Origin of the sequence: Salegentibacter maritimus, from assembly GCF_016236975.1 — a bacterium.
GTDB lineage: Bacteria > Bacteroidota > Bacteroidia > Flavobacteriales > Flavobacteriaceae > Salegentibacter > Salegentibacter maritimus.
This window is the reverse complement of the sequence record NZ_JAEHNY010000005.1, coordinates 241,845-263,773: the sequence shown is the minus strand read 5'-3', so window position 1 is coordinate 263,773 and position 21,929 is coordinate 241,845. Positions and strand designations below refer to the sequence as shown.

The 21,929-nt window shown below is 36.2% G+C and carries 17 protein-coding genes and 1 tRNA gene; 9 read left to right on the top strand and 9 right to left on the bottom strand.

Features of this window, described 5'->3' with window-relative positions; translation table 11 throughout:
- Positions 1-10: 10 nt before the first annotated feature.
- The 5 genes from I6U50_RS07470 to gyrA all read right to left on the bottom strand — a co-directional run bounded on the left by I6U50_RS07470 (position 11) and on the right by gyrA (position 7,148).
- Positions 11-217: a hypothetical protein gene (locus I6U50_RS07470; protein WP_193709800.1), complete on the bottom strand. Its 207-nt coding sequence runs from the start codon at positions 215-217 to the stop codon at positions 11-13.
- Positions 218-548: 331 nt separating this feature from the next.
- Positions 549-968 (bottom strand): response regulator, encoded by a 420-nt coding sequence (locus tag I6U50_RS07465; protein WP_198638390.1) that lies wholly within the window; start codon positions 966-968, stop codon positions 549-551.
- Complete coding sequence (locus tag I6U50_RS07460) at positions 955-2,988, bottom strand: PAS domain S-box protein (protein WP_198638389.1); 2,034 nt, start codon at positions 2,986-2,988, stop codon at positions 955-957. Before I6U50_RS07460 ends, I6U50_RS07465 begins: the two co-directional genes overlap by 14 nt.
- A 367-nt stretch (positions 2,989-3,355) precedes the next feature.
- Entirely contained in the window at positions 3,356-4,594 is a 1,239-nt protein-coding gene (locus I6U50_RS07455; RefSeq protein ID WP_193709803.1) for a tetratricopeptide repeat protein, read from the bottom strand.
- Between the two features lie 22 nt (positions 4,595-4,616).
- The gene (gene gyrA / locus I6U50_RS07450; RefSeq protein ID WP_198638388.1) at positions 4,617-7,148 is read right to left on the bottom strand and encodes a DNA gyrase subunit A; all 2,532 of its coding nucleotides are present in this window, start codon (positions 7,146-7,148) and stop codon (positions 4,617-4,619) included.
- Between the two features lie 250 nt (positions 7,149-7,398).
- Here gyrA and I6U50_RS07445 point away from each other — a divergent pair, with 250 nt between their 5' ends.
- Both I6U50_RS07445 and I6U50_RS07440 read left to right on the top strand, forming a co-directional pair.
- Positions 7,399-9,960, top strand: coding sequence for an ATP-dependent Clp protease ATP-binding subunit (locus tag I6U50_RS07445; RefSeq protein WP_198638387.1), 2,562 nt, complete (start codon positions 7,399-7,401; stop codon positions 9,958-9,960).
- Between the two features lie 117 nt (positions 9,961-10,077).
- A complete protein-coding gene (locus tag I6U50_RS07440; protein ID WP_198638386.1) occupies positions 10,078-10,452 on the top strand; it encodes a hypothetical protein in 375 nt (124 codons plus the stop codon).
- Here I6U50_RS07440 and hutH read toward each other — a convergent pair.
- Both hutH and I6U50_RS07430 read right to left on the bottom strand, forming a co-directional pair.
- A complete protein-coding gene (hutH, locus tag I6U50_RS07435) occupies positions 10,449-11,957 on the bottom strand; it encodes a histidine ammonia-lyase (protein ID WP_198638385.1) in 1,509 nt (502 codons plus the stop codon). The two genes, I6U50_RS07440 and hutH, sit on opposite strands and share 4 nt — an antisense overlap.
- Before the next feature lie 246 nt (positions 11,958-12,203).
- Complete coding sequence (locus I6U50_RS07430) at positions 12,204-13,727, bottom strand: NAD(P)H-hydrate dehydratase (RefSeq protein ID WP_198638384.1); 1,524 nt, start codon at positions 13,725-13,727, stop codon at positions 12,204-12,206.
- 399 nt (positions 13,728-14,126) lie between these two features.
- Here I6U50_RS07430 and gcvT point away from each other — a divergent pair, with 399 nt between their 5' ends.
- The 4 genes from gcvT (at position 14,127) to I6U50_RS07410 (ending at position 17,225) form a co-directional block, all read left to right on the top strand.
- Positions 14,127-15,209: a glycine cleavage system aminomethyltransferase GcvT gene (gene gcvT, locus I6U50_RS07425; RefSeq protein WP_193709809.1), complete on the top strand. Its 1,083-nt coding sequence runs from the start codon at positions 14,127-14,129 to the stop codon at positions 15,207-15,209.
- 5 nt (positions 15,210-15,214) lie between these two features.
- Positions 15,215-16,030 (top strand): sugar nucleotide-binding protein, encoded by an 816-nt coding sequence (locus I6U50_RS07420; protein WP_198638383.1) that lies wholly within the window; start codon positions 15,215-15,217, stop codon positions 16,028-16,030.
- 87 nt (positions 16,031-16,117) lie between these two features.
- Positions 16,118-16,408, top strand: coding sequence for a 4a-hydroxytetrahydrobiopterin dehydratase (locus I6U50_RS07415; RefSeq protein ID WP_193709811.1), 291 nt, complete (start codon positions 16,118-16,120; stop codon positions 16,406-16,408).
- 97 nt (positions 16,409-16,505) lie between these two features.
- Positions 16,506-17,225 (top strand): YebC/PmpR family DNA-binding transcriptional regulator, encoded by a 720-nt coding sequence (locus tag I6U50_RS07410; RefSeq protein ID WP_198638382.1) that lies wholly within the window; start codon positions 16,506-16,508, stop codon positions 17,223-17,225.
- Positions 17,226-17,488: 263 nt separating this feature from the next.
- On the opposite strand, the gene I6U50_RS07405 is transcribed toward I6U50_RS07410, so the two are convergent.
- Complete coding sequence (locus I6U50_RS07405) at positions 17,489-18,691, bottom strand: proline dehydrogenase family protein (protein WP_198638381.1); 1,203 nt, start codon at positions 18,689-18,691, stop codon at positions 17,489-17,491.
- Between the two features lie 107 nt (positions 18,692-18,798).
- Between I6U50_RS07405 and aroB the strand changes: the two genes are divergently transcribed.
- A complete protein-coding gene (gene aroB / locus I6U50_RS07400; RefSeq protein ID WP_198638380.1) occupies positions 18,799-19,869 on the top strand; it encodes a 3-dehydroquinate synthase in 1,071 nt (356 codons plus the stop codon).
- A gap of 59 nt (positions 19,870-19,928) precedes the next feature.
- On the top strand, positions 19,929-20,225 hold the full coding sequence (locus I6U50_RS07395) for a hypothetical protein (RefSeq protein WP_198638379.1): 297 nt from the start codon (positions 19,929-19,931) through the stop codon (positions 20,223-20,225).
- Positions 20,226-20,393: 168 nt separating this feature from the next.
- On the opposite strand, the gene I6U50_RS07390 is transcribed toward I6U50_RS07395, so the two are convergent.
- Positions 20,394-20,468, bottom strand: a tRNA-Pro gene (locus tag I6U50_RS07390).
- A gap of 233 nt (positions 20,469-20,701) precedes the next feature.
- On the opposite strand from I6U50_RS07390, the gene I6U50_RS07385 reads away from it, so the two are divergent.
- On the top strand, positions 20,702-21,898 hold the full coding sequence (locus I6U50_RS07385) for a PQQ-dependent sugar dehydrogenase (RefSeq protein WP_198638400.1): 1,197 nt from the start codon (positions 20,702-20,704) through the stop codon (positions 21,896-21,898).
- The last annotated feature ends 31 nt before the right edge of the window (positions 21,899-21,929 follow it).

The following is a 21,929-nucleotide window of genomic DNA, read 5'->3' as shown; positions in this document are numbered from 1 at the left end:
AATATTTCTCTTAAAGGCCCGGGATATCTTTCATCTTCCCATTTTCAGATTTTCCCAATACAACAACCTCTTTACTTTCTTTGTACTCCTCAATTGCTAATAACAATTGTTCCCTGGTGTCCCTTCGAATTTTTATTCCGGTTCGTTGGTTTTTATTGCGGACTTCAATATAATATCCATCTCTTAAATCTTTAGGTTTCGTAGAAGGTCTTCCCATAATTAACGTTTAAATATACTATAGTATTTAATCTTAAAACTGCTTTTTTATCCAAAACAATAAGATAAATCAGGAGATCATTTTTCTTAATTTTATTAGTTTCACCAACCTATAGTGAAAGGCAAAATCTCCTTATTAAAGCTTTTATCAATTTTTAGAATAAAAAAATAATCTCATAATTTTATAATTGGGTAACATACGAAAAAGAAATTATAAAACCTACTACCAAGCTTTCCTCCTACTTATTAAAGCCTTATAAAAGCGATTTATAAGAAATTTTTAACAAATTAGCATCCTTGTCTCTAAAACTCTATACATAGATAAGCTAAAACTAGTCTTGATTATTAACTACCTCTTTATCCATTTCATCCAGCAAGTCTATTAATGTTTCCAGTTTTATAGGTTTTACCACATAATTGTTCACATTATTAAAATGCCTTGCTTTCTCTCTATCGGCTTCATTAATGCTGCTGGTAAGTATATAAATAGTTATTTTAGATTGAATAGGAATGTCTTTAAATTTTTCTAGAAACTGCCAACCATCCCAAATGGGCATATTTAAATCCAGAAGAATCAACTCGGGAAGTATCTCTCCCGAAGTAAAGATAGCTTGAAGCTTATCATAAGCTTCTTTCCCGTTTTGGCAAATCATTATATTTTCAATTCTTCCGGTCATTTCCAGGTATTTCTTAGAAAGGAAAATATGAATTGGATCGTCTTCAATTAAGCAAGCTAAGTTAATTTTTTTCATAAGGTAGTTTTACTATAAATTTTGTTCCTACGTCAACTTTACTTTCAACCTCGATTTTCCCGTTCATAGTTTCAACTTGAGTTTTGGTGAGGAATAAGCCAATTCCGCGTGCGTCTTTATGATCGTGAAAAGTTTTGTACATTTTAAAGAGTCGTTCCCCGTGTAAATTCAAATCTATACCCAAACCATTATCCTCAAAAGTGATATTAATGGTTTGCGCAATATGATCTTTCTTGGCGTCTATATGAATAAAACTTTCTCTATTAGATGATTTATATTTTATTCCGTTGGTTATAAAATTAATAACAATACTCTCAAGATAAGATCTTAAACCATAAATCTCAATATCTTCGGGGATATTTGCCTGAATACTTACATTTTCTGACTCTAATTGTGCATAAACACTCTCAATCATTCTCGAAACTGTGGTTTTTAAGTTTACAAACTGAAAGTTTTGCTGCCCGGATATATTAACCTCAACTATCTCATTTAAATCCTGTATAGTAGTATCTAAATTTCGAGAAGCATTTTTTAAATGGGTAAACGATTCATCTTCATCAAGAAACTTATGTGAATCAAGCAGAAATTCTAACAACAAAGTAATACCACTGGAATGTGATCTTAAGTTGTGTGAAACAATATGGGCAAAATTCTTGAGCCTTTCATTTTGACTTTCTGTAATATTAAAAAGATTTTCAATACGAGCAAGTCTCTCTTCCTTTATTTTTTCATCATGCTTTCTTTCTGAAATATCTTCTACAAAGCTCCATATTCTCTTTTTTCCGGTTGCATCATACGTAAGCACTCCCTTTAACAATACAGGATACCTGGTTCCGTCTTTTTTAATATATTCCTTCTCATAGGGACCATAAAACCCAACTTTATCTAGTTGTTGTATTTGTTCTTTTTCAGAATTTGCATATTCCTCGGGAGTGAGATCCCAATAGCTTAAATTTATAAATTCTTTTTTAGTATAGCCTGTAGGTGCCACTAATTTTGAATTAACCTCCAGGAATTTTCCGGTTTCATAATCGTTCAGCGCAATTCCTAGAGGAGAAAGCTGATATAGTGCATCTAATAAATTTTGGCGATAAAGAGTCTCAAATTCTTTATCCTTTTTTGCTGTAACATCCTGATGTAAGCCATACATTTTAATAGGCCTGTTTCTTGCTCCCCAGGTAAAAACCTTTCCCTGACTGGAAATCCATATCCATTTACCTGTTTGATGCTTAAAACGAAATTCACAACTAAATATCTTTTCATCTCCATTAAAATGATCGTTAAGCCGTTGTTGTACCGTTTCTACATCGTCTGGATGCACCAGGCTCTTCCAAAATTTTATTCCCTTACCTTTAAAATAATCTTGCTGATAGCCTGATAGTTTTTGCCAAACATTGTTGAACTCAAGTTTATCTTTTTTAATGCTCCATTCAAAAGTAGCTGTCTCTGTACCTTTAGTAACGTACTGATACTTCTTTCTCTCTTGTATTAGGCTATCATTTAAGCGTTCTAACTCTAATGTTTTTCGCTTTAGTTCTAAAGATTTCATCACCTGGTTAGAGAGCTTTTTAAGCCGCTCTTGTTGTAAAGCACTTAGTTTTCCGGGTTTACTATCTATAGCACATAAAGTACCAACAGCAAAACCCCGCTCATTGATAAGCGGAACTCCAGAGTAAAAAATTACCGGATTCTCTCCAGTTACAAAAACATTATCTTTAAATCGTTCATCTTTTCTGGCATCTTCTACAATGGTAACTTCCTCTAAATTCGCTATGGTATAATTGCAGAAAGTAAACTCCCGTGGAAATTGCCTTACATCTAAGTCCATCCCATGCGTAGCTTTAATCCATTGTGTATCTTCTGCTATTAGTGAAACAAGGGCGCTTTGGGTTTTGCATATTTCAGCTGCCATGCTACTTAGAAACTTTAAGTCCTCCTCATCAATATTGGTAGATAAATCATAACGGTTTACTTCTTTAACACGTTGGGGATCGTGATTAAACAAAATATCTGTACTCATAAAACATGTAGGGTTTGGGGTATTAGCGCTTGAATATAACGTAAGTTCTACAACTAAACAACTACAAGTTAAAGCACCGTATAAAGTGCATACAACAACAAACTGAAATACAGTATAATGCAAATTTATTTTAGAAAATAAATTAAAGAACAAACAACCTAAAGAAACGAAGGTTTTTCTAAAAATAGTAATGAGACAATTTTTTTAAGCAATAAAGATGAAGAATAATTGACTATAAAAAACAAGATCCAAAAATATTGATGAGTTTTTAAGAGATTTGAAATGAGTTTCTAAAAATTAGATTTTAATAATGGACAAAAAAAACCACCGGATATCCGGTGGTTTTTATAGCTTATTTAAAGTTTAATTACTGTAATCTAGCTTTAAGTGCTTTAGCTTTCTCATCTTCTCCTAATTGGTTGTAGATGTTTATGGCTGTTCTTATAACATTAGTGTTTTCCGGGTCGGCTTCAATCACCTTTTCAAGGTAAGGAACAGCTTGTTTATATATTTTATTTCGTTCTTCTTCAAGCTCCTCATAACGTTTATTGTCTTCCTTACTCATTCCCAGACCGTTCATTTCGTCAATAATACTACGCTCCTTAGCAAGGATAGCAACTACAATATTCATCCTGGCATTGGTCATATCAGGATCTATCTCAAGTGCTTTTTTATAATACTCAATGGCTTTTTCGTTATCTCCCAATTCAGCAGCAGTTACACCAAGGTTGTAGTATATATTTGGATCATTAGGGTTTTTCTTAACCATTTCCTGCATCAACTCATTATACTTTTCTTTATCCCCCATTCGGTAATAAACGTCGGCTTCAGCTTGCAATAGTGCAACATTGTCAGGATTTTCTTCTTTAGCGTCCTTAATGGCAGCAATTGCTTTTTCGTCTTCACCTTCCTGAATGTAAATTAGAGCAATGTTCTTGGCTATCTCTCCCTTTTTAGATGGAATTTTTTGATCTCTAGGATCTTTATATTCACCTGTCTTAAGCATTAACTCTCTCTGTTCTTTATTCATTACCTCTTCCTCACCAGTTTCTACATTAGTGGCAAGATATTCTACACCAGAACCATCAAAACCTAACTCTTTTAATGTTTCATAATATTCTAATGCCGTAGTATAATCTTGCGCATTTAAAGAATTGGCTGCTGCATAATATAAATAAAGAGTATCCTGCTTATTTAACTGGTAACTATAATGTAGCTTGTCTGCTGCATTCTTATAGTTCTCTGTGTTTTGATCGTTAATAGCACTTTGCACCAAAGCATTTCTTACCTGATCAAATCCCTGAACAGCTTCATCACTATTTCCTAAATCCTGAGCCTGTTTAAAAGCTTCGGCGGCGATTTCCAAATCTTCAAGGGAAGCGTTTTCCCCGCTTCCTAAATAAGCCTGACCTTTATAGAGGTAGAACCTTTCCGTCCACTTCTCATTAGCTTCAGAAAGCAATGATTCAGCGGTTTTTAATTGAGTTTTAGCTTCAGCATATTTACCATCATCTATGGCATCACCAGCATCTTTAATTTCACTTTTTTGAGCAACCGCAGCCACTGATAAAAGTGACAAGGCTACAGTAAAAATATTACTTTTCATCTTGTTTTGGTTTTTATTTTAGTTATTCTTCACTATCGTTTACAATAGTTGTGCCATTCGAATTTTCTTCAGTATCTACAGTCTTTTCTGCATCATCCATTAAGTCTACATCATCTTCATCATGCATTACTTTTGCAACAGCAGCTATGGCGTCATTTCCTTTAAGGTTAATTAATCTAACACCCTGGGTTGCACGCCCCATAACTCTAAGATTAGCAACTTCCATTCTTATTACAATGCCAGATTTGTTGATAATCATAATATCCTCTTTATCCGAAACATTTTTAATAGCAACCAGGTTTCCGGTTTTTTCGGTAATAGATATTGTTTTCACACCTTTTCCACCACGGTTGGTTATTCTATAATCTTCCAGACTGGATCTTTTTCCGTATCCATTTTCAGAAACTACAAGAATATCAGAATCGAAATCTTCAACAGAAACCATTCCTACCACTTCATCCTTATCATCGGCCAGAGTAATACCTCTTACTCCTGAAGCGTTTCTTCCCATTGGTCTGGTTTTTCCTTCTTCAAACCTAATAGCCTTACCACTCCTTACGGCAAGCATTACCTGGCTATCACCATTGGTTAATTTTGCTTCTAGCAATTCATCATCTTCCTTAATGGTAATTGCATTAATACCATTGGTTCTAGGCCTTGAATATTGTTCTAAAGAGGTTTTCTTAACCTGGCCTTTCTTAGTGGCCATAATTACATAATGCTTATTGATGTAATCTTCATCTTTAAGATCTTGTGTACATATAAATGCTTTTACACGATCATCGGGGTCTATATTAATAAGGTTTTGAATAGCTCTACCCTTAGATGCTTTACTTCCTTCAGGAATTTCATAAACCCTCATCCAGAAACATTTTCCTTTTTGGGTAAAGAACAGCATATACTGATGATTTGTTCCAGAGAAAAGGTATTCCAGGAAGTCCTCATTTCTTGTATTAGAGCCTTTTTGACCAACTCCACCCCTATTTTGGGTTTTGTATTCGTTTAATGAAGTCCTTTTAATATATCCGGCGTGGGAAATAGTAATTACAACACGCTCATCTGGAATCATATCTTCAATACTTAAATCGCCACCTGAATATTCTATAGTAGAGCGTCTTTCGTCCCCATATTTTTCCTTAATTTCCAGAAGTTCGTCCTTAATTACTTGCATTCTGCGTTCCTTTCGCGCCAGAATGTCTTTAAGGTCTTCAATGGTTTTCATAATTTCATCATACTCGGCACGCAGTTTATCCTGCTCCAGGCCGGTAAGCTGGCGCAAACGCATTTCAACAATTGCTTTTGCCTGTACCTCTGTTAGCTCAAAACGTTCTATTAATTTGTTTCGGGCTTCTTCTGCATTGCTGGAAGAACGTATTAATGCAATAACTTCATCTATATTATCTGAAGCAATAATTAAGCCCTCCAGGATGTGTGCGCGATCTTCGGCTTTTTTAAGTTCAAACTCGGTTCTTCTTACAACCACTTCATGCCTATGCTCTACAAAATGATAAATAATATCTTTAAGATTAAGCATCTCTGGTCTACCGTTTACAAGCGCAATATTATTTACACTAAAAGAAGTTTGTAAAGCAGTATGTTTATAAAGAGTATTTAAAACAATATTAGGAATGGCGTCTCTTTTTAATTGATATACGATTCGCATTCCATTCCTATCAGACTCGTCCCTGATAAGACTAATTCCTTCAATTTTCTTTTCATTAACAAGGTCGGCAGTCTTTTTAATCATATCTGCCTTGTTTACCTGATAAGGGATTTCGGTAACAACAATAAATTCTTTACCATTAATCTCCTCCAGGCTAGACTTGGCTCGCATTACAATACGGCCTCTTCCTGTTTTAAAAGCTTCCCGAACCCCATCGTAACCATAAATTATTCCTCCGGTAGGAAAATCGGGAGCTTTAATATGCTCCATAAGCTCCTCTACCTCTATATCGTGATTATCTATATAGGCAACTGTACCGTCTATTACTTCCGAAATATTATGGGGAGCCATATTAGTTGCCATCCCAACGGCAATACCACTGGCACCATTTACAAGCAAATTGGGAATACGAGTTGGTAGTACAACCGGTTCGTTTATAGAATCATCAAAGTTCAGTTGCGTATCTACCGTTTCTTTATCTATATCGGCAAGCATATCCTCACTAATCTTACGCATCCTGGCCTCGGTATAACGCATTGCTGCAGGGCTGTCACCATCTACAGATCCAAAGTTACCCTGCCCATCTACCAGCATATACCGCATACTCCAATGCTGCGCCATACGTACCATGGTATCGTAAACCGAAGAATCACCATGAGGGTGAAACTTACCTAAAACTTCCCCAACTATCCTGGCAGATTTTTTATAGGAACGATTAGAAAGTACCCCCAGTTCATACATCCCATATAAAACCCGGCGATGCACCGGTTTTAAGCCGTCACGAACATCTGGTAAAGCACGTGACACAATGACCGACATTGAATAATCAATGTAGGCCGATTTCATTTCATCTTCAATATTTATAGGAATAAGCTTTTCTCCTTCAGCCATATTGTAAAATTTAATTTAGTTCACAAATCTAACGTGCCAATTTACATATTTTATAGCAGCTAACCCCCTGTTTGACGTATTGTTTAACCAGATTTTATTAACAAAAATTTAGTGCGCTATCGTTAATAAGTTCCTTATTTTAACCTTTGATTATTGAAAGTAATTTTGTCAATTAGCTAATATCATTGGATTAGGTACAATTTTTGAAATATTTGTACTGAATAAATCATAGAGAGAAAGGAAGATAAAGATGGATGATAATTTTTCACCAAGAGTAAAAGATGTAATCGCGTACAGCAAGGAAGAAGCATTGCGTTTAGGCCACGATTTTATTGGCACTGAACATCTTATGCTTGGCTTGCTTAGAGACGGAGATGGCAAGGCAATAGATATTTTAAATGCCTTAGACATAGACTTAAGTCATTTAAGGCGTAAAGTAGAAATTCTTAGCCCTGCTAATCCTGAATCTACCGTAATTTCTAACGAGAAAAGGAATTTACACCTTACCCGCCAGGCAGAGAGAGCCTTAAAAACAACATTTTTAGAAGCTAAGCTTTTTCAAAGCTCAAATATCAATACAGCGCATTTATTGCTTTGCATATTAAGAAACGAAAACGACCCTACCACTAAACTACTAAATAAGCTAAAAGTAGATTATGATGGCGTTAAAGATCAGTTTAAATATATGACCGCAAGCGATGAAAATGATTTTCAAGACAGCCCAACAGCCGAATCGTTTTCAGATGATGACAGCAATACAGGTGATGCAACAAAAGACAATCCGTTTAGCGGTGGTGGCAGTGGCCCGGGAAAAACTTCTAAAAAATCAAAAACTCCTGTTTTAGATAACTTTGGAAGGGATTTAACCGCCATGGCCGAAAATGATAAGCTCGACCCTGTTGTTGGAAGGGAAAAAGAGATTGAAAGGGTTTCGCAAATTTTAAGCAGAAGAAAGAAAAATAACCCATTATTAATCGGTGAACCCGGGGTAGGTAAATCGGCTATTGCCGAAGGACTGGCACTTAGAATCGTACAGCGAAAAGTTTCCAGAATACTTTTTGACAAACGCGTGGTAACTTTAGATCTTGCCAGTTTAGTAGCAGGAACAAAGTACCGTGGCCAGTTTGAAGAACGCATGAAAGCCGTGATGAACGAGCTTGAAAAGAACGATGACATTATTCTTTTTGTAGATGAAATTCATACCATTGTAGGTGCCGGTGGTGCCACAGGCAGCTTAGATGCGAGCAATATGTTTAAACCTGCGCTGGCTAGGGGAGAAATACAATGCATTGGTGCCACAACTTTAGATGAGTATCGCCAGTATATTGAAAAAGATGGTGCGCTTGAAAGAAGGTTTCAAAAGGTAATTGTAGAACCTACTTCGGTAGAAGAAACCATCGAAATTTTAAATAATATTAAAGACAAATACGAAGAACATCATAACGTTTCCTATACCGACGAGGCTATTGAAGCCTGTGTTAAACTAACTAACAGGTATTTAACCGATCGATTCTTACCAGATAAAGCTATAGATGCTTTAGATGAAGCCGGATCTCGCGTGCATATTACCAATATAGATGTTCCCAAGCAAATTTTAGACCTTGAGCGGAAACTTGAAGAGGTTCGCGCTAATAAAAACTCAGTTGTTAAAAAGCAGAAATATGAAGAAGCTGCCAAGCTTAGGGACGATGAGAAAAATCTTGAAAAAGAGCTTCAGGTAGCACAGGAGAAATGGGAAGAAGAATCTAAAAAGCATAAAGAAACGGTAGATGAAAACAGCGTTGCCGATGTGGTTTCAATGATGACTGGAGTGCCTGTAAACCGTATTGCCCAAACTGAAAGCAATAAATTGGTGGAACTTCCCCATAAAATTAAAGGTAAGGTTATTGGGCAGGATGATGCAGTTAGTAAAGTTGTAAAAGCTATTCAGAGAAACCGTGCAGGACTTAAAGATCCTAATAAACCCATTGGTTCATTCATATTTTTAGGCCAAACAGGGGTAGGTAAAACGCAATTAGCAAAGGTTTTAGCACGGGAATTATTTGATAATGACGATTCTCTTATACGAATAGACATGAGTGAGTATATGGAGAAATTTGCTATCTCCAGGTTAATTGGTGCACCTCCCGGATACGTTGGTTATGAAGAAGGTGGGCAACTAACGGAAAAGGTGCGCAGAAAGCCTTACGCAGTAATTTTGCTGGATGAAGTTGAAAAAGCACACCCAGATGTATTTAACATGCTCCTTCAGGTATTAGATGATGGGTATTTAACCGATAGCCTTGGAAGAAAAATAGATTTCCGAAATACTATTATTATCATGACCTCTAATATTGGAGCAAGAAAATTAAAAGATTTTGGACAGGGAGTAGGATTTGGTACTGCCTCCCAGCGTTCACAAGCCGATGAAAATGCCAAAGGCGTAATTGAAAACGCGCTAAAGAAAGCTTTTGCTCCAGAATTTTTGAACCGAATTGATGATGTAGTAATCTTTAACAGTCTTGAACGAGAAGATATTCATAAAATTATTGATATTGAATTAGTTAAATTATTCAGCAGGATAGGAAGTCTTGGATACAACCTCAGCTTAAGTGATAAAGCCAAAGATTTTATCGCTGAAAAAGGATTTGATAAACAGTATGGCGCAAGACCTTTAAACAGAGCTATTCAAAAATATATTGAAGATGCCCTGGCCGAAGAAATAATTACTTCTAAATTGAAAGAAGGAGACAGTATTTTTATGGATCTGGATGAAGATAAAAATGAATTGACCATAAAAATTGATAAAAAAATTGAAGAGCCGGAATCATAGGTTTTTTAAATATTAATACTTTTTATAGAGGTTATCTGAAGATTTATTTTCAGATAACCTTTTTTTATCAAATTCATTGAAAAATATTAAATTCGCACCCTATTAATCCCTACATTAATGATTACAGAAACTCTGGAATTAGAGTTTGGGCAGGTTCATATCCTGTCAAATATTCTAATCGCCGAATTAAAAGAAGGCGTTCTTTTTAATGCCGAAAACAACGCTAAATTATTAGAAATTGGCAAAGAAGTTTTTCAAAATAAACCTTATGGTTATATCTCACTAAGAAAGAACTCCTATGCAGTAGACCCACTCGTCTATAGGCACTCTGCCCTTGAAAAAAATTTAAAAGCTATTGCAGTGGTGAGTGAAAATGAGCTTATTAAACTGAATGCTAACAATGTAGAACGCCAATTCTACAACGATCCTGATTCTTTTGGGGTATTCGATAGTTTAGACCAGGCCATTAACTGGATACAGTTTAGAATCTAATCAAAAATATTTTCAGTAAAATTAAAATTGTTAAGATATCGCCTGGAAGCTTGTATATGGGGTGCCATAGTTACATCTGTATGTAATACGGGCACCACCTTTCTAAATCCGGCCAAAACTTCACTCAAAATTACTGAGGTTTTTGCCGGTTCTCTAAAGTGCATCGCCTGGGAAGCATTAAAAAGTTCTATAGCCAAAACACTGTTTAGGTTCTCCACCACTTTTAGAAGTTTTGTAGCGCTATTAGCCCCCATACTTACGTGATCTTCCTGCCCATTTGACGAAACAATAGAATCTACACTGGCAGGAACAGCAAGTTGCTTATTTTGGCTTACTATACTCGCAGCCGTATACTGCGGAATCATAAATCCGCTATTCAAACCCGGATTTTCTACTAGAAATGCCGGTAAGCCCCGAAGTCCCGAAACTAGTTGGTAAGTTCTTCTTTCTGAAATATTAGCCAATTCTGCCATCGCAATTGCCAGGTAATCTAACGCAAGTGCCAATGGTTGACCGTGAAAATTCCCCCCTGATATAATCTTATCTTTCTCAATAAATATATTGGGGTTATCGGTAACCGAATTAATCTCGGTTTTAATAGTTTTCCTTACAAAACTTAAGGTATCCTTACTTGCCCCGTGTACTTGTGGTATACATCTAAAACTGTAAGGATCCTGCACATTATCTTTTTCGCTTTTGGCAATTTGGCTATCGTCTAAAAATTTTCGAATCCGTTCAGCCGTTTTAATTTGCCCTCTATGCGGTCTGGCTAGATGCACCAATTCGTCAAATGGTGATAAATTACAATCAAAAGCATCTATAGATATAGAACCAATTAGATCGGCCAGATAAGATAGCTTAAAAGATTTAAGCAATGCATACACCCCATGGGCACTCATAAACTGTGTACCGTTAAGCAAAGCTAAGCCCTCCTTAGATTGTAACTTTAAAGCTTCCCAATTTTGAATTTTTAATAATTCAGACCCGCTTATTATTTTATCTTCAAAATAAACTTCTCCTTCTCCAATTAAAGGCAAGGCCAAATGCGCCAGCGGAGCAAGATCTCCGGAAGCTCCCAACGAACCCTGTTCGTAAACCACCGGTAAAATATCAAGATTGTAAAAATCTATTAGCCTTAAAACGGTTTCTAATGCAACACCCGAATTCCCATAACTTAAAGATTGAATTTTAAGCAAAAGCATTAATCTCACAATATCTTTATTCACTTTATCACCTGTACCGCAAGCGTGAGATTTAACCAAATTCTCCTGGAGCTCGGTTAATTTACCCGAACTTATTTTTACGTTACACAAAGCACCAAAACCGGTATTTATTCCATACACAGGAGTGTCGCTCTCGGTAATTTTTTTGTTTAAGTATATTCGGGACTTCTTAATGTTAGATTCGGCTTCTTCACTAAGTGCCAATTTTTTTCTATTCACCAAAATATCTTCAATTATTTCTAAGTCTAAAATGGCTGAACTGATATAATGATGAGATTGCATAAATTGTGGTTTTAAACACCATGACTTAACCTTAAGCCATTACAGTAGCAATAATAGCTGGCTAAACCCGGTTTTATAAGGATTGTTTATTTAATTATAAAAATAGAAAGTGTATAAAAGTTTTTAACTTCTTACAATTCTCTAAGATCTCTGCCAAAATTCTTATTTCTACTAATGTAATCCAAATTTAAAGCAGAATATTTAAGAATTTTTAAAAATAAAAGACCTAAACATTTATAAATATAACTAGCCTCTTTTCTCATCTTTCATTAAAGCCAAAAAAGCCTGTCCCAGATTATCGTTAATATCACCGGAGAGCATGGCTTCGTAACCAAGCTTTTTCACACAAATATCTCCTGAAAGCCCATGCAAATAAACGCCTAAAATAGCTGCTACCAAAGGTTCATATTTTTGTGACATTAAGCCCGCGATTATTCCTGAAAGCACATCGCCACTCCCGGCGGTAGCCATACCAGGGTTTCCTGAGTTATTGATATAAATATGCTTGCCGCTAAAAACAAAGCTATGGGCGCCTTTTAAAACCAGGATCACTTTATACTTTTTTGTAAAAGTTTCGATCTTTTTCATCTTATCAAAATCATCTTCCCACTCACCTATTAAGCGCTTAAGTTCTTTTGGATGCGGCGTTAAAACCGAGTTTTTAGGAAGCAATGCCAGTAATTCTTTATTTTCAGAAAGCATATTTAAACCGTCAGCGTCAATTAGCATAGAGCTTTTGGTTTGCCCCAACAAAGTTTTAAAAGCTTTCACCGTATTGGCCGATTTTCCTGCCCCCATTCCAAAACAAATAACATCTGGCTCAAAATCTGTTTCAATATTGGTGAGTTCGTGCTCACTTTTATCGGTAATTACCATCGCTTCCGGCAGCGTGGTTTGCAAAATGGTATAGCCGCATTTAGGTGAAAAAATACTGCACAAGCCTGCTCCGGCTCTTAAGCTTGCTCTGGCCGAAAGTGAAATGCTCCCTATTTTACCATAACTTCCACCTACCACAAGACAATGCCCATAGTCTCCTTTATGGGTATTCTTAGAGCGTGCTTTATAAAGTTGTCTTGCCTCACGTTTACCTATTAACTGGGCAAGCGGTTTAACTGCTTTTAAAAAAGTGCGGTCCAATCCAATATCCAAAACCTGTACTTCGCCAGCAAAATGCATTGTTTGCGGTAAATGAAAAACAAGCTTGGGAGTTTGAAAAGTAAGTGTATAATTCGCTTTAATAACTGCAGCATCCTTAGCGGGAGCTTTATCCGGAAACAAGCCCGAAGGCATATCTATTGCCAAACAAAAAGCACCAGACTGATTAATATGTCTCAGTAATTCTGCCAGCCAACCTTCGGCAGGGCGGTTTAAACCAATTCCAAAAATCGCGTCTACCACAAAATCACCCGGGGAAATTTCAGGGAAATCTTCGGCTCTTTTTATAAGGTTTGGCCATGTATTGCTTTCCTTTTTATATCTATCATAATTCACCAGAAAATCATCAGAGCGCTTATCGCTATAATTCACCACATACACGCTCACTTTATAGCCATATTTATGCAGCAAACGCGCAACTACAAGTCCGTCGCCACCATTGTTTCCTATTCCGCAGAAAATTTTAATAGCAATATCCGCACCCTCCAGCCTCTCATGAATTTCACCAAAAACCATACTTGCCGCTCGCTCCATTAAACGCGTACTGGAAATCCCTTCGGTTTCCATAGTAATTTTATCGGCTTCATTTAATTGTGCTGCAGATAATATTTTCATAATTAGATTGCTTGAATTTTACTTTAGATTTATCCCAATACGTATTTATCATGACTGCCTAGGGATAAAGAATCTTTCGACTTAATGATTTTTTGGGCTTGCCACGAGCTTACTTACTGTTATAAAATTACAAATTAAACACAGAAAGCTACTTTTTAAAAGACCAAACTTCAGCCACTGTAAACTAACACATTTAATTTTAAGCAATTGGAAACTAATTTTTCACCATTCATTGTAAGTATATCAGCATTTATTTTTAGTTGCAATAGATGCTTATAAAAGCTACTAATTTATAGTACAATCGTTAGTTTAATTTGTATTTAATGATTCTTCACAAAAACCCCATTTTAATATTATATTCAAACCGAAATCAATAAATTAGCGCAAATTTTAAAGAAAATGAAAGAGATTGCCCTAGCCGCAAGGCATAAAGAACTTAATGCCAAGATGATACCTTTTGCCGGTTACAATATGCCGGTTTCTTATGAAGGTGTGAATATTGAACATCAAAATGTTCGAGAAAATTTAGGTGTTTTTGATGTGTCACACATGGGAGAATTTCTCATTACCGGGGAGCACGCTTTAGAGCTTATTCAAAAAGTAACTACTAATGATGCATCAAAATTGGTAGATGGGAAAGCACAATACACTGTAATGCCCAACGAAAAAGGCGGGATTGTAGACGATTTAATTATTTATAGAATTAATGCCGAAAAGTATTTACTGGTAGTAAACGCTTCAAATATAGATAAAGACTGGAACTGGATTGCGCAACATAACACGATGGATGCTACTATGCGTGATATTTCAGACGAGTTTTCCCTACTGGCTATCCAGGGCCCAAAAGCCGCCGAAGCCATGCAAAAACTCACTGATGTAGATCTTAGCAATATGAAGTTCTACACTTTTGAAGTTGCCGAGTTTGCCGGAATTGACAAGGTAATTATTTCGGCTACGGGCTATACCGGTAGCGGCGGATTTGAAATTTATTTTAAAAATGAAGATGCCGAGCAAATTTGGGATCGCGTAATGGAAGCCGGAAAAGATTTTGGAATAAAACCAATTGGACTTGCCGCGCGTGATACTTTAAGGTTAGAGATGGGCTTTTGTCTTTATGGAAACGATATAGATGAAACTACCTCCCCTATTGAGGCAAAATTAGGATGGGTCACTAAATTTACCAAAGACTTTATTAGTGCTGAAATCTTAAAAAAAGAAAAGGAAGAAGGGCCAAAACGCAAGCTAATAGCTTTTGAATTGGAAGAACGCGGAATACCACGCCAGGGTTACGAAATTGAAGATGAAAATGGCAAGGTTATTGGCAAAGTAACATCTGGGACAATGTCACCTTCACTGGAAAAAGGAATTGGTTTAGGTTATGTAACTACCGAACTTGCTAAATTTGGCAACAAGATTTTTATAAAAGTCAGAAAAAAATCCATTCCTGCCGTACAGGTGAAATTACCCTTTTATAAAGGCTAATTTTTTTGGAACGAATATTAATTTTAGGAGCAAGCGGCTTTATAGGCAATGCCTTATATAAAGAGCTATGCTCCTTTTTTGATACACACGGCACCTACCATACACCCAACACAGGATTTGAAGAAAACCATCAGTTTCATCAATACGATATGGAAACTGAAAACATTGAAATCCTCCTGCAAAACTTAAAACCTACGGTAATAATTTCTGCCGTTCGGGGGAGCTTCGATGCTCAAATTAATACACATTTCGAGATTATAAATTACATCTTAACCCATCATTGTAAACTCTTATTTATCTCGTCGGCAAACGTATTTGATGCATTTACCAACTTCCCATCTTACGAATATGATAAAACCCTTTCGCAAAGTATCTATGGTAGGTTTAAAATTAAGATTGAAAATGCCTTATTAAGATTGCCTAACCATAAATACAATATTTTACGCCTCCCTATGGTGTTTGGGCATAATTCCCCACGTTTAAAATTAATTAAGTCGCAAATTGAATTTGGGCAGGCCCTGGAGGTTTTTCCCAATGTTGTTATTAATGTTACCGAAATTAAAAAACTAACCCAGCAAATACACTATATCATCAATAGAAAAAGACAGGGTGTTTTTCATTTGGGCAGCTCAGATTTAGTACATCAAAAAGATTTTATCGAAGAGGTTTGCGAGGTATTGGGGTATAAAAATTTAGTTTTCAAAAACATTTACAACTCTAATTTCGATAGGTTTTTAGCCGTTTTACCTAAAGAGAATTTACTTCCTGAAAATTTACAGGTTTCGGTACATCAAGTTGCTAAAGCTTCTGTAAAGCAATAGGTGTTAATCTTGTACTAAAAATAATTTAGATTAAAAATTCAGGTTTTAGTTGCTTAAATTTAAAGATGAATCATAAAAATAACTCTCATGACTAAACTAAGTGAAGAAGAAATCAACAAAAAACTGAAAAATCTTGAGGGTTGGGTTTACAATAATAACGCAATTCATACCTCTTTTCAGTTTGCAAATTTTAAAGAGGCATTTACGGTAATGACGCGAATAGCCTTTGAAGCTGAAGCACAACAACACCATCCTAATTGGGGCAATGTGTATAACGAATTAGAAATTTCGCTCACATCCCATGATGCCAACGGTGTTACCGAGAAAGATTTTAAACTGGCAAAAGCTATTGAAGAAATCGTAGAAGCATCAGCCTAAACACAGAAAAAAGTACATTAAAATTTAAAGCTTTCATTTTTTAAATTGAATTGGAAGCTTTTTTTTTATTTTTGTCTCAATTTTTTATTCAGAATAAATGGGAAGAGCATTTGAATTTAGAAAGGCACGTAAAATGAAACGTTGGTCTGCAATGGCCAAAGCCTTTACCCGCATTGGAAAAGATATTGTGATGGCCGTTAAAGAAGGCGGCCCTGATCCTGATACCAATGCTAAACTAAGGGCAGTTATCCAAAACGCGAAAAGTGTAAATATGCCCAAGGATAATATTGAACGTGCCATTAAAAGGGCAAGTGATAAAAACCAGGGGGATTATAAAATAGTACTTTTTGAAGGTTATGCACCGCACGGAATCGCTGTATTGGTGGAAACTGCCACAGATAATAACAATCGTACCGTAGCCAATGTTAGATCGCATTTTAATAAATGTGACGGAAACCTGGGAACTTCAGGATCGGTTGAATTTATGTTTGATCACACCTGCAATTTCAGATTAAACCCAGAAAGTTTGGATGTGGAAGAACTGGAGCTGGAATTTATAGATTTTGGGGCCGAAGAAGTTTTTAAAGATGAAGACGGCATACATATTTATGCCCCTTTCGAATATTTTGGGGCCATTCAGAAAGAATTGGAAAACCGGGATATAGAAATTCTTTCTTCAGGATTTGAAAGAATTCCACAAGTTACAAAACCGCTTTCCCCGGAAGAAGCTGCCGATGTAGAGAAATTATTGGAAAAACTGGAAGAAGATGATGATGTACAAAATGTATATCACACCATGGAAGAAACCGAAGCTTAATCGCTTCAACCAATAGATATAAAAAAGCTGTTTGGAAGTAAACTACCTCGGGGCAAGCCCACGAGGCATTCGTTGGAAACATTTTTTTAATTTCGAGGCAAGCCTCGGGGTATTACACCCTTTGGCGGTGCCAATAAATTTCTAAAACCGTCATTCTGAATTTATTTCAGAATCTAATATGTGGATAATTAAAATATGTTAAACCCTGAAACAAGTTCAGGGTGACGAGTATAATAATTAAAACTCCTAAACAGCTTTTTATTTTAATGCTCTCCCCTATCGTGTTTGGTAGGTTCGCCTTTTCTCCGTTTCTTTTCTTCTTGTAAAAGTGAAAGCTCACGACCCGTTTGGCCTTTCACAGAAGTATTTTCCTGCGCTCTTCTTAATAAATAAGGTACTACATCCCTTACAGGGCCAAAAGGTAATAGTTTTGCAGAATTATAGCCCTTTTTAGCCAGGTTATAACTAATATGATCACTCATACCATACAACTGACTAAACCAAATACGCTTATCGTTAAAGGGCAGGCCTTTATCTTCCATACTCTGCAAAGCCAAATAGTTACTAACCTCGTTATGGGTTCCAATAAACAAGTGGATATCATCAAGATTAGCTAAACAATAAGACATGACACTGTTAAAGTTAACATCGGTAGCCTCTTTATTTTCGCAAATTGGTGAAGTATATCCATATTTCTTCGCGCGTGCATTCTCTTTTTCCATATAAGCACCCCGCACAATTTTTGCCCCAATTTTAAAGCCCTCTTTTTTGGCCTTTTCATGTAGGTTTTTCACATACTCCAATCTGTCCCAACGGTAACACTGGAAGGTGTTATAAATAAGAATCTTATCTTTATTATATTTCTTCATCATGTCTTCCATCAGTTCGTCGGCAGCAAGTTGCATCCAACTTTCCTCGGCATCAGCGTATAATCGTACATTGTTTTCGTAAGCACATTTGCATAATGTATCCACTCTTTCCTTCACCCGTTCCCATTCTTGCTTTTCATCTTCGCTTAAATTAACGCGCTCGGTAATTTTCTCCCAGATAGCAAACCTTCCAATCCCGGTTGGTTTAAATAAAGAAAAAGGCAATTCTTCACTTTTAGCCGCAAACTTTATTAGTTTCATCTTTTTGTTTAATGCGGCATCAAACTGTTCATCGGTTTCTTTTCCCTCTACCGAATAATCCAGAATACTATGCAACTTCTTAGAATACATCTCTTTGATAAGCGGCTTACAATCTTCTTCGGTAATCCCCCCACAAAACTGTTCAAAAATGGTTTTTTTAATTATACCTTCTACCGGTAAATGTAGTTTCAATGAAAACTTAGTTAACCAGGAACCCGCATCTACCAACGTTTTCCTATTCATCATGCTAAACAAAAATATAGCACGGTCCAGCTCTAAATCAGATTTCAACTTAAAAGCTGTTTTTGTATCGTTAAAGATTTTTCTCTTGATCATGGGCGTATCTTAATGGTAGCAAATATAATTATTGAAGTTTGATTTTATTATGAATATTTCTGCTTATTTTCGAAGCCATATTTTAAATACTAAAAACGTTAAAAACTATGTCCCATAGTGCAGCAAATAAAGGTCCGGTATACTTCCAGGAAGATGGTTTTATTAAATTAAATACTTTTTTAAAAGAAGAAAACCCTTCAAAAATTTTTCTTTTGGTAGATAATAATACACACCGGGATTGCCTGGCCTTTTTTTCAGAAAAAATAGAATTTCAGGAAGCTATTGAAATTTTAGAAATTGAAGCGGGAGAAATAAATAAAAATCTGGAAACCTGTTCGGGACTATGGAATGCATTGTCTGATTTAGATGCCGATCGTAAAAGCCTTATGATTAACCTTGGCGGTGGCGTGGTAACCGATTTAGGTGGTTTTGTGGCTTCTACCTTTAAAAGAGGCATAAGCTATATAAATGTTCCCACCAGCCTACTGGCTATGGTAGACGCTTCTGTAGGGGGTAAAACCGGGGTTGATTTGGGTAATCTTAAAAATCAAATTGGCGTAATTAATCATGCTGAAATGGTGCTAATTGATCCTACATTTCTAGGTACCCTACCACAAACGGAAATGCGAAGCGGACTGGCAGAAATTTTAAAACACGCTTTAATTAGTAGCGAAGATTATTGGAATAAAGTGACTAATCTAAGTGGGCTTACGCTAGAGGATCTCGATGGCATAATTAAAGAATCGGTAGAAATTAAAGCAAAAGTAGTTACTGAAGACCCCGAAGAGAATGGCCTACGCAAAACATTAAATTATGGGCATACCCTGGGGCACGCTATAGAGTCTTACTTTTTAACCCATCCTGAAAAAACAACATTGCTTCATGGTGAAGCCATTGCCATTGGAATGATTTTAGCCACCTACCTATCTAAAGAACTTCAGGAGTTCCCGGAAGATAAATTAAAAGAAATTAGCCTTAAGATTCTAGACATTTATGATAGAGTTGAATTTTCTAAAGAAGACATTCAAAAGATCATAGATTTAATGAAATATGACAAGAAGAATTCTCATGGAAATATAAATTTTGTTCTCTTAAAAGATATTGGAAACACAGTGATAGACTGTAAAGTGCCCAACGAGTTAATTTGGAATGCTTTTGAATATTACCAAAAAGCTTGATTTATTACTTAAAAATGTTATTTTTAATATACTAACTACATCCTCATAAACACTTATTTATGAAACGAATTATTGTTGATTACAAAAAACTAACTCCAGAAATACTTGGACTCCTGGTAGAAAAGTACCCTGATGGTTATGACGACGACCATATAATTTCATTTAAAAATGCAAAAAATGAAACTATTGAAGCGGTTGAAGTAAAAACCGAAGATTCTATTTACCTGGTAAAAGTAAGTACACGCCTGGAAAATACTATGGCCAAGTTTGATGAAGACGATTATGACGATTCAGATTACAATGAACCCATTGTGGAAATTCCGGAAAAAAACGATGACGATGATGACGAGAAATAATCACTTTTTCTTATTCTAATAAGTTAAAAAACAAAAGAGGTTGTCTGAAAAGTCAACCTCTTTTGTTTTTTAGTTAGACTTTTGCAATAGACTCATGGAGATTCCTAAAATTTATAGCATAAAAAAAGTCTCTCATTAAAAAATGAAAGACTTTTAAACTTTGATTAGTCGGGGTGGCAGGATTCGAACCTGCGGCCTCCTGCTCCCAAAGCAGGCGCGATAACCGGGCTACGCTACACCCCGAATGGTGTAAAGTTGTAGTGTAGTTTTTCTCGAGCGAAGTCGAAAGACTACACCCCTAAACTCAATAGCTATTGCTATCCTAAACTTCAAAATTTCAACCTGCAGCGTTTATTATCCTGCAAAGCGGGTGCAAATATAAGAAAACTTATCACTCTACAAGAAAAAGTTTAGATTTTTTATATCTTAGTTAAAAACTTGCTCATAGTGCAAGCTAAGCCAAACACAAAAATATGATGAAACGAACTTTATTATTAGTAGGTCTAACCTTTGCATTTTTCGCCTGCGGGGAAAATCAAAAATCAGATGAAAAAGCTGTGGTAGAAGAAAAAACAGAAACCACTGAACAAGAGAGTAACCCGGTTCCCGAAAAACAGCCGGAAGCAGTTTCTCCCGATAAAGAATATGAGCATGAGGTAGTAATTGGAGATATGTCCATTCCCTGGGGCTTCGACTTCCTGCCAGATGGGAGCATCCTTGTTACCGAAAAAGGTGGAGATTTATACCATTTTAAAAACGGAGAAAAAACAGAAATTTCCGGAGTTCCCGAAATATACAACCAGGGACAGGGCGGCTTATTGGATATTGCCCTTCACCCCGATTTTGAAAGTAATAAGTGGGTATATATCAGCTATTCGTCTGAGTCAGGCGATGGTGAAGGCGGAAACACAGCCTTAATTCGTGCTAAGCTGGAAAATAATCAACTAACCAATCGCGAAGATCTTTATAAAGGAAAACCCAATTCTACCAAAGGACAGCACTTTGGCTCAAGGATAGTCTTTGACAATGAAGGTCACTTATTTTTTACCATTGGAGATAGAGGAAACAGAGATGTAAATCCGCAGGATATTACCAGAGATGGTGGGAAAGTATACCGACTTAATTTAGACGGAAGCATTCCTTCAGACAATCCTTTTGTGGGAGAAGAAAATGCCAAAGAAGCGATTTACTCGTATGGACATAGAAATCCGCAGGGAATGATCTTTAACAAAGAAACCGGAGAAGTATGGGTAAACGAGCACGGCCCAAAAGGCGGCGATGAAATAAACGTAGTAAAAGCCGGAAAAAACTATGGCTGGCCTGTAGTTACCTATGGCGAAAATTATGATGGCACCACTATTACCGAAGAAAGAACAGGGCCTAAATTCCAAAATCCGCTTACTTACTGGATTCCCTCTATTGCACCCAGCGGATTTGAAAAAGTTACTTCAGATAAATATCCAGAGCTAAAAGAAAACCTCTTAATAGGCTCTCTTAAATTTCAATACCTGGAACACATGGCTTTAGAGAATCAAAAAGTAGTTAAAAGAGAGAAATTACTGGAAGGTCTTGGAAGAATACGCGATGTTCAACAGGGGCCTGATGGGTTTATTTATGTTGCAGCCGAAGGAACAGGGATAGTGAAAATGCTACCTCTTGAAGAAACAGAATAGGTTGTTTCGTGACTAGCCCAAGCTCACATTA